This window comes from Microbulbifer maximicatervae (SeqCode) (assembly GCF_052468155.1).
This window is the reverse complement of sequence record NZ_CP174335.1, coordinates 1,023,552-1,036,736: the sequence shown is the minus strand read 5'-3', so window position 1 is coordinate 1,036,736 and position 13,185 is coordinate 1,023,552. Positions and strand designations below refer to the sequence as shown.

The 13,185-nt window shown below is 54.3% G+C and carries 11 protein-coding genes and 1 tRNA gene; 5 read left to right on the top strand and 7 right to left on the bottom strand.

Features of this window, described 5'->3' with window-relative positions:
• The first annotated feature begins 1,043 nt into the window (after positions 1–1,043).
• A complete protein-coding gene (locus ACJJIY_RS04390; protein WP_444895721.1) occupies positions 1,044–1,763 on the top strand; it encodes a methyltransferase domain-containing protein in 720 nt (239 codons plus the stop codon).
• A 333-nt stretch (positions 1,764–2,096) separates the two neighbouring features.
• Here the strand turns inward: ACJJIY_RS04390 and ACJJIY_RS04385 are convergent.
• From ACJJIY_RS04385 to ACJJIY_RS04360, 6 genes are all read right to left on the bottom strand, one after another.
• A tRNA-Phe gene (locus ACJJIY_RS04385) sits at positions 2,097–2,172 on the bottom strand.
• 126 nt (positions 2,173–2,298) lie between these two features.
• Positions 2,299–2,574 carry an oxidative damage protection protein gene (locus tag ACJJIY_RS04380; RefSeq protein ID WP_282930759.1) on the bottom strand — a complete coding sequence of 92 codons (276 nt, stop codon included), beginning with the start codon at positions 2,572–2,574 and terminating at the stop codon, positions 2,299–2,301.
• Between the two features lie 15 nt (positions 2,575–2,589).
• Positions 2,590–3,675, bottom strand: a complete 1,086-nt coding sequence (gene mutY / locus ACJJIY_RS04375) for an A/G-specific adenine glycosylase (RefSeq protein ID WP_445359648.1) — start codon at positions 3,673–3,675, stop codon at positions 2,590–2,592.
• Between the two features lie 79 nt (positions 3,676–3,754).
• Positions 3,755–5,914, bottom strand: coding sequence for an AsmA family protein (locus ACJJIY_RS04370; protein ID WP_445359180.1), 2,160 nt, complete (start codon positions 5,912–5,914; stop codon positions 3,755–3,757).
• A gap of 176 nt (positions 5,915–6,090) precedes the next feature.
• The gene (locus tag ACJJIY_RS04365) at positions 6,091–8,208 is read right to left on the bottom strand and encodes a TonB-dependent receptor (RefSeq protein WP_445359179.1); all 2,118 of its coding nucleotides are present in this window, start codon (positions 8,206–8,208) and stop codon (positions 6,091–6,093) included.
• Between the two features lie 83 nt (positions 8,209–8,291).
• Entirely contained in the window at positions 8,292–8,582 is a 291-nt protein-coding gene (locus ACJJIY_RS04360; RefSeq protein ID WP_444940439.1) for a hypothetical protein, read from the bottom strand.
• Positions 8,583–8,707: 125 nt separating this feature from the next.
• On the opposite strand from ACJJIY_RS04360, the gene hisB reads away from it, so the two are divergent.
• Genes hisB through hisF form a run of 4 tightly spaced genes read left to right on the top strand, consistent with a single transcriptional unit; the run spans position 8,708 to position 11,489 of the window.
• A complete protein-coding gene (gene hisB / locus ACJJIY_RS04355; RefSeq protein ID WP_282930763.1) occupies positions 8,708–9,295 on the top strand; it encodes an imidazoleglycerol-phosphate dehydratase HisB in 588 nt (195 codons plus the stop codon).
• A complete protein-coding gene (hisH, locus tag ACJJIY_RS04350) occupies positions 9,295–9,948 on the top strand; it encodes an imidazole glycerol phosphate synthase subunit HisH (RefSeq protein WP_282930764.1) in 654 nt (217 codons plus the stop codon). The genes hisB and hisH overlap by 1 nt, the downstream gene beginning before the upstream one ends.
• A 48-nt stretch (positions 9,949–9,996) precedes the next feature.
• The gene (gene hisA, locus ACJJIY_RS04345) at positions 9,997–10,728 is read left to right on the top strand and encodes a 1-(5-phosphoribosyl)-5-[(5-phosphoribosylamino)methylideneamino]imidazole-4-carboxamide isomerase (RefSeq protein WP_413663754.1); all 732 of its coding nucleotides are present in this window, start codon (positions 9,997–9,999) and stop codon (positions 10,726–10,728) included.
• On the top strand, positions 10,728–11,489 hold the full coding sequence (gene hisF / locus ACJJIY_RS04340; protein WP_445359178.1) for an imidazole glycerol phosphate synthase subunit HisF: 762 nt from the start codon (positions 10,728–10,730) through the stop codon (positions 11,487–11,489). The genes hisA and hisF overlap by 1 nt, the downstream gene beginning before the upstream one ends.
• Before the next feature lie 47 nt (positions 11,490–11,536).
• Here the strand turns inward: hisF and ACJJIY_RS04335 are convergent, their stop codons facing one another.
• Entirely contained in the window at positions 11,537–12,895 is a 1,359-nt protein-coding gene (locus tag ACJJIY_RS04335; protein ID WP_445359177.1) for a S41 family peptidase, read from the bottom strand.
• Positions 12,896–13,185 lie beyond the last annotated feature (290 nt).

The following is a 13,185-nucleotide window of genomic DNA, read 5'->3' as shown; positions in this document are numbered from 1 at the left end:
CTACTTTTCTGAATCCCAATTTTCTATATAGGTGTATCTCCATTTGATTACTTGAAACCTGAGACCTTCGGGTTTCAGGTATATTTATGCTGAACTAGTGGGCCATACGGGAAGTAATACTTAGATTGTCAGTATAATTGATGCAAACATACTCGCTCGAAACTTCAGCGAACGCAAGTACTTAAACATTTTCCTTGGAAGCCCTCAGTGGTAAATTATTTAGCAACTGAGCGGTTTTTATATTTCTTAAGTTTCATTCGTTTAGTAGTTTATTTAGAGTCAGCGCTTTTCAGTTCACGATCAAGTACCTTCATGACGAAATTAATCTGAACCCCATGCCGCAGATACAATAGCGAGAGATAAGTATTCTCACAAAATTATAGTAAAAACGACTGAGCTGAATAACTTTATTCGTGGGGAGCTACGATCTGGTATCGTTCTTTCATGGCAGGTGGCGGGAATGAGTTTCCATGAAATTCCTGGCTTGTTGGTGTGGAATTTGCCTGGTATATAGTCAATTGGTCTTCTTCGTTATCATCATGTGTGTCGGTTATTGTAGTAGTCTAGATTTTAACTTGCCGTATATAGGGGATTATTATTTTTAAAATTAAGATTGAATTTTGCTTTGTCCTCAAAAGTTGTCCTATATTATTTCTTTTTTAGTTTCATTAGAGACATTTTTTTGAAAGCAGGTAAAATTTTTTTGTGCCTTATGCTGAGTGCAAGTGCATATCGGCTGCTACTTTCAACTCATGATCCTGCCTTTCTTGGGTGGCGTAGCTTGCGATCATTTTAATTTTATTTGATTTTTATCATCACAAACAAATATGGAAGGTGGGGAAAGATTTTATCTTGCCTGTATGGTTTAAATAAAGAATGACTCGGTAATGGTGTAGAGTAAATAATAAAAATATGCATCCAAGTGATTCGATCGTATCATTTGTGCGTCATTAATAGCTGCCACTAATATGGCAGAGTTAGCTTTATCGCTAGAAATAATCTGATACTATGATAAATTGTATGTTATGTTAAAACGGATATTTATGGCTGAAGAATTATATGGTTTGCTCGAAAGGCGAGCTCTTAGTGGATACTTGAGATATCACTTCCCTAGATTTGAAATTTTATTTGATACCGTTAGTCATTATCATGAAGATGGATTTCGAATCTTAGATATTGGTAGGTCTGATTTTACTGAAGTCCTGATCAGTAAGTTTCAAAATGTAGACACATTAGGTCTTGAGCGCGAAAGTGATAATTCTATCTCCCGTCACTTTAATTTTAATTTAAATGATTGTAGAGATAGGTCATTGTGGAGAAGGGATGTCCCTAAATACGATATAATAATATTTTCTGAAGTTGTTGAGCATTTATATACTTCCCCAGGTCAGGTTTTAGGCTTTCTTAAGACTCTTCTAAATAAAGGAGGCGTTATTATAATACAAACGCCCAATGCCGTTGCTCTACATAAAAGGCTGAAGATTATATTTGGTAGAAATCCATATGAGTTGATCCGAGAAAATCATAACAACCCAGGGCATTTCCGTGAGTATACCAAAAAGGAATTGATTTTTTATTTGGCAGAGCTAGGCTTTAGTCTGCTAAAGTTTAGATATGAAAACCATTTTGATTATAGATTTTCAGAGCACTCAAATAAAAATGTCCTCTTAAAAAATGATAAGCGGAAGATTTTTAATATTATCTCCTCGGCTCTTCCTGGGCCGCTCAAGCCTGGTATGTTTTTCGTTGCTCAAAACCCTTGAGTGTAAAGAGTTAAGTTTGCCTATAGTTCACTTCTTAGATGTTGCCGCTAATGTGAATTGAAGGTAAGGGTGCTAACTGGGGCAGCACTATTAAAGGCTATCTATAGGAAGCTGCTTTCTTTTAGTGTCTTAAAGCTGCTCCGATTATCGGGCTGCTTTTTCTGCTAGTCCCTAGCGCAAGTTTTGGCTTTGTATCGGTTGAAGTGCCAATGTAGTTTAACGCTAGGATACCCTTAAGGGTTGGGCTTTAGTGGGAGACATGGCGTTGGCTGAGGGGTTGCTTTAGGGGTATAAAAAAAGCCCCATCCTTGCGGATGAGGCTTTTGGATATGGTGGTGCCCGGAGGCGGAATCGAACCACCGACACGGGGATTTTCAATCCCCTGCTCTACCGACTGAGCTATCCGGGCTTTGCGATCTTGCTGGGCTTCCCCTGCGTCGCGAGGCGCGTATTAAAGCCCTTCCCCGGGTCAGAGTCAACCCCTTGATTATAAAAAAGTTTTTTTTCTTTGCCGGGAAAGCTTCGGGGCCTTGTGTTACTGCTGTTCCGGCGGAACGTAACCGTCGGCTGCGTCGTATTCCTCGCCGCTTAAGAACTTCATCATCTGCTCGCTCAAGTAGGCGCGGCTTGAGGGTTCCATCATGTTCAGGTGCTTTTCGTTAATCAGCATGGTCTGGTGGGACATCCACTCCAGCCAGGCTTTTTTGGAAACGTTCTCGAAGATATCCATGCCTTTGGGGCCGGGGAAGGGCGGTGCATCCAGACCTTCCAATTCCTCTTGGTACTTGCGGCAGAATACGGTTCTGGACATGGACTCCTCCTGGTTTTAGTCGGCAGTGGTCGGCGTGAGCAGGGGAGCCTGCAGCGCCAGTAGTTGTTTTGCCAGCTTGACGATAGGGGCGGGTAGCCCCAGTTCCTGGGCCGCACGAGGGCGGTTTAAACGCCGCAGTTTATACCAGCCAGCGCCGCTCTCCGCCACCTGTGCTGGGACTTTGCTCAGTTGTACCCACACCGGGGAAATATCCAGGTGAAAGTGAGTGAAGGTGTGTCGCAGGGTCGGCAGGCTTTGGACGTCACTGGCACGCCAGCGCTTTGCCTTGAGCCAGTCGCTGCTATTGTCGGCTTCAGGCGGGCTCCAGAGTCCGCCCCAGATTCCGCTGGGCGGGCGCTGTTCTAGGTAGATTTCACCTTTGTGTTCAAGCAAGAGCAGGGTGGCGCTGCGCACCGGCTTTTCCTTGCGCGGTTTCTTGCCGGGGTAATCCTGTGGGTTGCCCTGGGCGTGAGCCACACAGGATTTTTTCACCGGGCACTCCTCGCAGCGTGGTTTCGAGCGGGTGCACAGGGTGGCACCCAGGTCCATCATCACCTGGGTGTAGTCGTTAACGCGTTGGTTTGGGGTGTAGGTCTCGGCCAGTTGCCACAGTTGATTGGCAACTGCGGTCTGTCCGGGCCAGCCCTCCACGGCGTGAAAGCGAGCCAGCACCCGTTTGACGTTGCCATCGAGGATCGGCGCCCTGAGTCGCATACTGATACTGGCAATAGCGCCAGCGGTGGAGCGGCCTATGCCGCTTAATTCGGTCAGTTCCTCTACGTCCTGGGGAAACTCCCCTCCGTATTCCTCTAGCACCGTCTGGGCGCACTTGTGCAGGTTGCGGGCGCGGGCGTAGTAGCCGAGGCCGCTCCAGTGAGCCAGGACTTTGTCCTGAGGCGCGCGGGCGAGGCTTTCCAGGGTGGGGAAGCTCTGCATAAAGCGCTCAAAGTAGGGAATCACCGTGGTGACCTGGGTCTGTTGCAGCATGATTTCGGACACCCAAACCCGATAGGGGTTGATGTCCTGCTGCCAGGGCAGGTCTTTGCGCCCGTGTTTGTCGAACCATTTCAGGACGGCATTTTGGAACTGCTTTGGGGTCATGGGGATACTGCGGGCTGGAATCTGTGGTTGAACGCTGGAGTTGTGCACCGGGTAGACCCCGGTGCACTTTAGCGGGGCCTTAGCGGCCGAAGAGATTTTTCAATTTTTCTTTCAGTTCGTCGACCTTTTCTTCAACTTTATCGCCATATTTCTTTTCGGCTTTGTGCTTCAGTTCTTCCCGCAGCAAGTCGTCGAGGCGGCGGCTGTCGGGTTTACAGGTGCTGATGTTCACATCGTCGAAGTCGCCCTTGCAGCGCAGTGGCAGCGGGCGGTTGCGCCAGCGCTTGTTGCGCACGGTACAGCCGTCGGCGGAGGTGCTTTCGCCCACCAGGGCCAGGCCGAGCTTGAAATCGAAGTCCTGTTTCTTCAGGTCCACCTCTCCGTCACCGGTCAGGGCGATATTTTCGATACCGGCGAGAATTTCGCTCACATCTACCTGGTCGCCTTTCACCGCGATGGTGGCGCGAAGGTCCTGCAGTCCGGTGCTATTGGGCCAGTCCCGGGTGGGCATTTCGGTATTTTCCGCGTAGCTGAACAGCTGGCACATGTTTTTCTCCAGATTGAATGGAGAAATCGACATTTCCTTGCTGGAAACCTCAACGGAGGCGCGCAGGTTTTTCTCTAAGGCTGTGGATGTTTTACCTTTGGTGCTGGCACTCCAGTTAACGCTGGCTTCCCCAGCCAGCTGGACGTCTTCACTGGGGAAGAGGGCAGCTTGGACCTTGCCGATATCGACATTGGTGAGACCGCCGCGCATCTGCGCCTCGGCGGACTGGGCGCGAGCGTTGAGCTGGCCATTCGTGTTCAGCTGGCCACCATAGATATCGGCGCTCAATTTTTGCAGGCGGTAGAGGCCGTTATCCACGGTGAGTTGGATTTCCGGGCTGTCCATTTGCAGGTCAGCGGCTTGCAGTTGGTCCAGTGCCAGGCTGATATTGGCGTTGAAGCCGCGCAGGTCGCTCAGTGGCAGGGGTTCTGCCGCGGGCGGCTTGGCTGCTACTGTTCTCTTTGGTTTTTCTGCGGTTTCAGTTTGATCACTCTGTGTCGCCTGCTCTCCCGGCTTTTTGCTTTCAGCGGCAGGAGCTTGCGCACTCTGTGCTTCCACTCCCTCGGTTTGTTCCGCCGAAGCGGCTCCAGCCTCATCTTCGTTCGAAGGGGGCAGATAGTTATCCAGATTAAAGGCGCCGCCGCGCAGGTTCAGGTCCAGCCCGGGCATTTCTGCGTTGCGCAACTGGGCGTTGCCGCTAAAGGTGACGTCGTCCAGTTTCAATTGCAGCGGTGTTAGGTCGAGCTTTTGCTCTGTACCTTCCACACTCGCTTCGATACTCAGCTTTTGCAGTGCCGCTTTATCGCGGGTATCGATTTCGGTGCCCGTCAGTTCAAACCAGGGGCGCAGAGGGTCGGCATTGGCGTTGACGTTTAGTTGTATACGCCAGGGCTGGGTGTTGCTGTCCCTGCGCAGGTAGCCGCGCATATGCAGGCTGGCCTTGGCGCTGTTCTCAGAGGTGAGGTCTACTTGTAGCGGTTGCAGGCGCAGCCCATTGAGGCCCTCATCCAGGGCGAGGGTGCTATCAATTTTAAGCTTCAGCGGGTGTTTGAGGTCGCTGCCGGTAAGGTCTGCTGCGGCAGTGAGTTTGCCCGGCTCGCCACCCGGCACCAGGTTGATAACGCTTACCTGCAGGTCTTGGACTTTGTACTCTTTGTTGGTCTGGGCATCGCTGTAGAGCACCACGCCCTTCTCGATACGCAGCTTTTGCAGACTCAGGTCGACCTGTTGTTGTGAAGGCTCTTCCTGTTCCTTGGGGATGGAGAGTTTGGGAGGTTGCTTGCTCTGCGCTTCCAGGGCCTCGCTGATCAGTTCCCAGTTACCGCGTCCCTCCTTGTCAACGGTGAGCTCAATTTGCGGAGCCACCAGGACGATTTCTTCAGCTTCCACTTTGCGCTGTAGAAGAGGTTTGAGAGCGACACCGATGGCAATTTTATCCGCCTTGACCAGAGTCTGCTTTGGCAGTTTTAGCGGTGCAAGTTGAACGTCTTCCAGTTGCAGGCCGAGCTTGGGCCACAGCTGCCAGCCGATATCGCCTTCGAGCTGCAGGGAGATGCCCTGCTTGGCGGCGAGCTCTTCCAGCTGCGGTTTGTACTGGTTGATATCGAGCCCTGCGAGTAGCCAAGCGACGGCGCCGGCGAGAAGCAGGAAGACGATCAAAAGAGCGATAAAAGTGCGCTTGATCCAGGCCATGGAGTGCATTGTCCCTGTTTATTTACAGAAAGTGAGTCATGTAATACTACATGTCAGACGTCACAGCGCGGCTAGATGTTCCCGCGCACTTCTACGTAGAGGGTATGCCGGAATTGTAGGAGATACAGCCCCGCGAGGCTGGGAAAGCGCTGCGGGGCCATTGAAGCAGGTGTTTATTAGAAAATAAACCGCACACCAGCTTCGACGCTGCGACCAGCTTCAGGAGCGTAGTCGCGTAGTAGTGAGGTGGAGTTGCGAATTTCTTCGTCGAGCAGGTTGCGGGCGCTGGCGAAGATCACCGCGTCGCTGCTGCCGATGTTGAAGTTGTAGTGGGCACTCAGGTCCATACGGGTATAGCCGTCGGTTTCCTCTTCGTAGGCGCCGGCGCGATCCTGGTCTGCAGCTTCGACTGTGCGCCATTCCCAACCCCACTGGTCGTACTCTGCTCCCAGGGCGAGGCCCAGGCGCAGGGGAGGCATGCGCGGCACATCGGAACTCTCACCGGCGATATCTTCGTCGAAGCTCGCGCGTACAACATCGCCAAACAGAGTCAGATAGAAGTTGCTGCGCAGGGGAAATTTCACCGAGGCTTCAGCACCGTAGAAGGTGGCATCGCGATTGGCATAGGCGTAGATGGGCAGCTCTTCTTCGTACTCAAGACCGGTATTCTGCGAATAGATGTAGTCGCCGATGCGGTTGTAGAAGACGCTGGCTTCAATCTGCGCTGCATGCCAGCCGCTGGCTGCTTCGTTGTGGTGGTGATAGCCCAGTTCCAGGTTTAAAGAGCGTTCTTTGTCCAGGTCGCTGTTACCGATCAGGTAGCGCGACTCGGCCAGGTGCTCACCGTCGGCGAACAGCTCTTCGGCTACCGGGGCGCGCTCGGAGTGGGTGGCGCCAACGCTGATATGCTGGTGCTCTTGCAGGAAGTACTGCAGAGTGGCACTGGTGCTGAACAGATTGAAGTCACGATCCTCTGCGGTCTCCGGATCGATATCGACACGCTCAATACGCGCGCCCAGGTCCAGGTGCCAGTTGCCCCATTCGCGCTCTTTCATGGTGAAGAGGCCGGCGCTGCGGGTGCGGGAGGGCTGGATAAAGGCTTCGTCGCCCACTGCAGCAAAGTCTTTGTCGGACAATTGCAGGCCGTAGGCACCACGCCACTCACTATCGTTGTCGTGGGTGATCTCCAAGCGACTTTCCCAGGCTTCATTGGTAAAGCGGGTACCGGGTTCACCTTCTTCCAGCTCTACGTGCTCATAGTCGTTATAGCCGATACGCAGGCGCAGCTTGTCCCAATAGTTGCTGTTGAAGCGGTGCTCGCCTTTGAGGTCGTAGCGAGTCTGCGCCATATCGATACGCACAGCTTCGACTTCGCTCTCCTCCTCATGCTCTTCGTGTTCCTCGTGATCGTCCTCGTCGTGCTCCTCCTCTTCATGGTGGTGCTCGTGAGTGCCGAGGGGAATGCCGTAGTTGTTCTCAAGCTTGTTTACTGACAGACCGATATAGCCACTTTCAGTAATCCAGGAAACTCCACCGCTGTAGCTGTGGGCGCGGGCGTTGGTGTTGCCGACGTAGCCGTCGGTGTTGAATTCTTCCTCGTGCTCGCCTTCGTCCTCGCCTTCGTCCTCGCCGTGCTCTTCGTGTTCCTCGTGCTCGACAATAGCGAGGCCGGGGATTTCGGTATCGTCATTTTCGCGATAGACACCGTCGAAGTACCAGGCCAGCTGCCCGGCACCGCCGGTAAAGCGGAATACCGAGGCATCCTGGCTGTTGGCAGTGTCGTGGCGCATCTCAACCGCGCCTTCAACTTCCTCGGGTACCTCAGTGGGGATGCGACCGTCGATAATATTTACCACCCCACCGATAGCGCCGCTGCCGTAGCGCAGTGCCGCCGGTCCGCGCAGTATTTCGATGCGCTCCGCCAGTAGAGGTTCGATACTGGCAGCGTGATCGGCGCTGGTGTTGGAGGCGTCAGAGACATCCAGGTTGTCGTTCAGGATCTTCACCCGGTTGGCGCTCTGGCCGCGAATAACCGGCAGGCCCACGCCACTGCCGAAGGAGGCGTTGGCCACTCCCGGCTGGTTCTTCAGGGTTTCGCCCAGGGTGGCGGAAGCGGCTTTGCGCAGGGTCTCGCCGGAGAGCACCGATACCGGCGCAGCTACTGCGTCGGCGGGCTTATCCAGGGGAGATACGGTGACGTTAACTTCTTCCAGTTTGTTGCTGTCTTCTGCGGCGCAAATAGCGGGCACGGCCAAGCTGGCAATAGCCAGGGCCAAAGTATTGAACTTAGTCATTGTTTTTTATTCCTGTCACAGGCGGACAATGCCATACGCGCTCCAGCGCGGGCATTCATTAAAAAAATATCGGTTTTTGGGTGTTAGCTGAGTGACAGGAAGAAGGGAGGGGCGCGCGCACTCTGGCGCTCTGGCTGGCAATCGCGCGCGGTTGGCGCAGAGGGCCGTTCATAGTGACTTTGGGGCTCAGCCTGTACGAGCAATGGCTCGCTGCCGAGTGCTGCAGGTGAATGCATGCAACACAGGTCACACATCTCTACCTGGGTATTGCCCAGGTGAAAGTGCTCCGCCCACAGCGGCTGAGCTGCTACTACGGCGAGTAACAGGAACAGGCTGGCCCAGTAATGGGATTTTCGGCGCTTTAGAGTAACCATGCGGAGCATGATAGGGCTAAACAATTACGAATCAAGTTTCATCTGACACTAGAGAGCCACAGGAGATGTCATTCATCCTATAATTTGCGCCCTCTGTCTTATCGTGCAAATAAGGATCGCTTTCGATGCGTACAGCTAGCGTCACCCGTGACACCCTGGAAACCAAGATTCAAGTCAGCGTTAACCTGGACGGCCAAGGTCATGGCAAGTTCGCGACTGGGGTTCCTTTCCTGGAGCATATGCTCGATCAAATTGCCCGCCACGGCATGATCGACATGGACATTAGCTGCGATGGCGATATTCATATCGATGACCATCATACGGTGGAAGATATCGGCATTACCCTGGGCAAAGCCATTACCGAAGCGCTGGGAGATAAAAAGGGGATGACCCGTTACGGCCACAGCTATGTCCCATTGGATGAGGCGCTTTCCCGGGTCGTAATCGACTTCTCCGGGCGGCCCGGCCTGGTTATGGATGTGCCTTTCACCCAGAAGAGGATCGGCAACTTTGATACTGAACTGTTTTTTGAGTTCTTCCAGGGCTTCGTCAATCACGCGCTGGTAACCGTACATATTGACTGCCTGCGTGGCCACAACGCTCACCATCAGGTGGAAACTGTATTTAAAGCCTTTGGCCGCGCCCTGCGTATGGCGTTGACCCCGGACCCCCGTATGGCCGGCACCATGCCCTCCACCAAAGGAGTCTTGTGATGGGTAAGATTGCGGTACTCGATTACGGTATGGGCAACCTGCACTCGGTGGCCAGCGCCCTGAACAAGGTGGCGCCGGAGGCCGAGGTGGTGCTGGCACAAACTCCGGAGCAGGCCGAGGGCGCAGAGCGCCTGGTGGTGCCCGGTGTGGGTGCCATTCGGGATTGTATGGCAGGGTTTGTCGAGGCGGGTTTTTCGCCGCTGCTTCGCGAGGCTATCAGTGTGGGTACCCCGGTGCTGGGTATCTGTGTGGGTATGCAGATTATGATGCACCACAGCGAGGAGAATAATGGCGTTGATTGCCTGGGGATTTTCCCGGAGCCGGTGAAGTTCTTCGGCGACAACATTCCCCCGGCGCAGAGTGCTGAACGGCTCAAGGTGCCCCATATGGGCTGGAACAGTGTTCAGCAGCGTCAGCCGCACCCCCTGTGGGCCGATATTGCCGATGGCAGCCGTTTCTACTTTGTCCACAGCTACTATGTGCCGGCTGCTGAAAATCCGGATATTGCCGGGCAAGCCGAATACGGCATTCCCCTGGCTGCCGCAGTTGCCAGGGAGAATATCTTCGCCACCCAGTTCCACCCGGAGAAGAGTGCCGAGGCTGGCTTGCAGCTGCTAAAGAACTTTGTCCACTGGAACGGCCGGGCCCAATAGGCCCAGCTCACCGATCACACTGAAATTACTGCCGACGTAAGAAAAAACATGATTGTAATTCCCGCGATTGATTTAAAAGACGGCCAATGCGTGCGCCTGCGCCAGGGCGAGATGGATGACGCCACTGTATTTTCCGATGATCCCCTGGCGACAGCCCAGCATTGGGTGAACGAGGGAGCCAAGCGCCTGCACCTGGTGGACCTGAATGGTGCCTTCGCCGGCAACCCGGTGAACGGTGAAGCGGTAACTGCTATCGCCAAACAGTTTCCCGATTTACCGGTGCAAATTGGCGGAGGCATTCGCGATTTGCACACTATCGAGCGCTATCTGGATGCCGGTGTGCAGTGGGGGATTATCGGCACTGCGGCAGTAAAAAATCCCAAGCTGGTGGAAGAGGCGTGTCGCGAGTTCGAGGGCCATATTATTGTCGGGCTCGATGCCAAAGATGGCTTGGTGGCTACCGAGGGCTGGGCTGAGGTCTCCGAGCTGAAGGCGACAGAACTGGCCAAGCGCTTTGCCGATTGTGGTGTCAGCTCTATTGTTTATACAGATATTGCCCGCGACGGCATGATGCAGGGCGTCAATATTGAGGCGACCCTGGAAATGGCCCGCGCAGTGCAGGTGCCTATTATTGCCTCCGGCGGTGTTAGCAGCATTGAGGACATTGAACAGCTGTTGGATGCCGGTGAAATCTACGGTGCGATTACCGGCCGGGCGATCTACGAAGACAAGTTGAACCTGCGCGAAGCGCAGCAGCTTTGCGACCAACGGAACAAATAATGGCTCTGGCGAAACGTATTATTCCCTGTCTCGATGTGGACAACGGCCGTGTGGTGAAGGGTGTTAACTTTGTCGATATTCGCGATGCCGGCGACCCGGTGGAAATTGCCCGCCGCTACAACGAAGCGGGCGCGGATGAAGTCACTTTCCTCGATATCACCGCCACCCACGAGCAGCGCGATACCATCCTGCACACCGTGGAGAAAATGGCCCACGAGGTGTTTATCCCCCTCACTGTTGGCGGCGGTGTGCGCACCTTGCAAGATATCCGCAATCTGCTGAATGCCGGTGCGGACAAGACTGCAATCAATTCAGCGGCGGTGAAAAATCCCGAGTTTGTACGCGAGGCCGCCGAACGCTTTGGCAGCCAGTGTATTGTGGTGGCCATTGATGCTAAACAGGTGGGAGAGGGCCGCTGGGAGATCTTCACTCATGGCGGGCGCCAGCCCACTGGCATTGATGCAGTGGCCTGGGCCCGGCAGATGGCCGAATACGGTGCCGGCGAAATCCTGCTGACCAGTATGGATCGCGACGGCACCAAGAACGGTTTTGACCTGGCCCTGACCCGGGCGGTTACTGAGGCGGTTCAAGTGCCAGTCATTGCTTCCGGTGGTGTGGGAGATCTACAGCACCTGGCGGATGGCGTATTGTACGGCGGTGCGGATGCGGTATTGGCTGCGAGTATTTTTCACTTCGGCGAATACACCATTGCCGAGGCGAAAGCGTTTATGCACAGCGCGGGGATTGAAATGCGCTTGTAGGAAGGTGTAGGTCTTGCACGGCGGGCCTTGGGCCCGCCGCACTCTGCTTACTGCTGTTCGTCTGCGCGGGCAAGGCGCTCGCGCAAACCCCTGTCCCTGTGAGCGTAGAGATTGAGGCCCTTGAGTACATTGAGGGCTTCGAAGATTTGATTGTCGCGATCCATCCAGTCTTCCCGTTCTTCCTGTTCTCTCGAGCGGTCTTCAGAAGTCCGGTCGGCACCACCGTTACCGTTGTCCAGATGCCCGGCCAAATCCGCTTCAGTGGGTCTGGGAGAGTCGTCCAAGCGGGTAACTTTCACCCGCTCTACCACGATATCCGGTGTGATGCCCTGGGCCTGGATTGAGCGGCCATTGGGAGTGAAGTAGAGCGCGGTTGTCAGCTTGATGGCGCGTTCATTATTGATAGGGATTACTGTTTGTACCGATCCCTTGCCGAAGCTGTCGGTGCCCATCACCACTGCGCGGCGGTGGTCCTGTAGGGCGCCGGCGACAATTTCCGCTGCAGAGGCGGAGCCCGCGTTGATTAATACAACCAGCGGAGCGCCTTCGGTTAAATCGCCCGGCTCGGCGGAATAGCTCAGGTTGGCGGCTTCATTGCGGCCTTCGGTGTAGACCACCAGGCCCTCTTCCAAAAATGCATCCGCTACTTCCACCGAGGATTGCAGCACGCCACCGGGATTGTTGCGCAGGTCGATAACCAGCCCTTTAAGTGCGCCTTTCTTCTGCAACTTGATCAGCTCGTCGGCCACATCGGCGCCGGTGTCCAGCTGAAACTGGCTGATGCGCAGATAACCGTAGCCATCATCGAGGACTTTGCTGCGCACACTGCGCACGCGCACGGTGTCTCGCTTGAGGGTGACATCGAAAGGCTCTTTAAAACCTTTGCGAGCGATGGTCAGGGTGACACTGCTTCCTTTGGGCCCGCGCATCCACTCCACCGCTTCATCCAGGCTCACGCCCTTCATGGATTTGCCCGACAAGCGCAGTATGACATCGCCGGCCTTGAGGCCAGCGCGGGAGGCGGGGGTGTCGTCCATGGGGGTGACGACGGTGATATGGTCGTTTTCGATGCCCACCTCGATCCCTAGGCCGGCAAACTCACCGGTGGTGTTGGCTTGTAAATCGTCAAAGGATCGGCGATCAAGATAGGAGGAGTGCGGGTCTAGGCCTTGCAGCATGCCCTTGATGGCGTATTCCAGCAGGGTGCGGTCGTCCACTTCCTCGATATAGCCCTGGCGAATTTGCTCGAAAACTTTGGCAAAGCTGCGCAGATCTTCCAGCGGCAGGCGGGCTTCAGTGTCTACAGCCACCTGGGAATGGCTATCGCCGTCGGTCAAACCCATTAAAGGCAGGGCTGTCAGAGCGGCTGCGCCGATCAAGGTTGTCAGCGCCTTGGGGATAAACATGTTGTTGTGACCTCTGCCTTATTTCTTCGCTGCTTTGCGAAAGTGTAGACCGCAGAGATTGGCAGGGATTCTAAGCGGACGCCAAATTCTACAGTGTCACGATCTTAGTCGTCATAAGCCCAGGGGTCTTACACCTGGGTTGGCTCCCGCTCTTATTCTCTTTTGGCGATAAAAAAGCCGCTACTCCGCAGCTTTTCGTCGTGGTGCTTTCTCATTTAATTAGCTCAGCGGCGGGAGTCGTGAGATGAAGTGGAGAGCATTAGGCGGGTGTGTAATCCCGATCGCTGTGA

Coding starts and splice junctions, on each gene's coding strand:
- ACJJIY_RS04390 (WP_444895721.1), top strand. CDS start 1,044: ATGGCTGAAGAATTATATGGTTTGCTCGAAAGGCGAGCTCTTAGTGGA.
- hisF (WP_445359178.1), top strand. CDS start 10,728: ATGGCTCTGGCGAAACGTATTATTCCCTGTCTCGATGTGGACAACGGC.
- ACJJIY_RS04380 (WP_282930759.1), bottom strand. CDS start 2,574: ATGTCCAGAACCGTATTCTGCCGCAAGTACCAAGAGGAATTGGAAGGT.
- ACJJIY_RS04335 (WP_445359177.1), bottom strand. CDS start 12,895: ATGTTTATCCCCAAGGCGCTGACAACCTTGATCGGCGCAGCCGCTCTG.
- ACJJIY_RS04370 (WP_445359180.1), bottom strand. CDS start 5,914: ATGGCCTGGATCAAGCGCACTTTTATCGCTCTTTTGATCGTCTTCCTG.
- hisA (WP_413663754.1), top strand. CDS start 9,997: ATGATTGTAATTCCCGCGATTGATTTAAAAGACGGCCAATGCGTGCGC.
- hisB (WP_282930763.1), top strand. CDS start 8,708: ATGCGTACAGCTAGCGTCACCCGTGACACCCTGGAAACCAAGATTCAA.
- mutY (WP_445359648.1), bottom strand. CDS start 3,675: ATGACCCCAAAGCAGTTCCAAAATGCCGTCCTGAAATGGTTCGACAAA.
- ACJJIY_RS04360 (WP_444940439.1), bottom strand. CDS start 8,582: ATGGTTACTCTAAAGCGCCGAAAATCCCATTACTGGGCCAGCCTGTTC.
- ACJJIY_RS04365 (WP_445359179.1), bottom strand. CDS start 8,208: ATGACTAAGTTCAATACTTTGGCCCTGGCTATTGCCAGCTTGGCCGTG.
- hisH (WP_282930764.1), top strand. CDS start 9,295: ATGGGTAAGATTGCGGTACTCGATTACGGTATGGGCAACCTGCACTCG.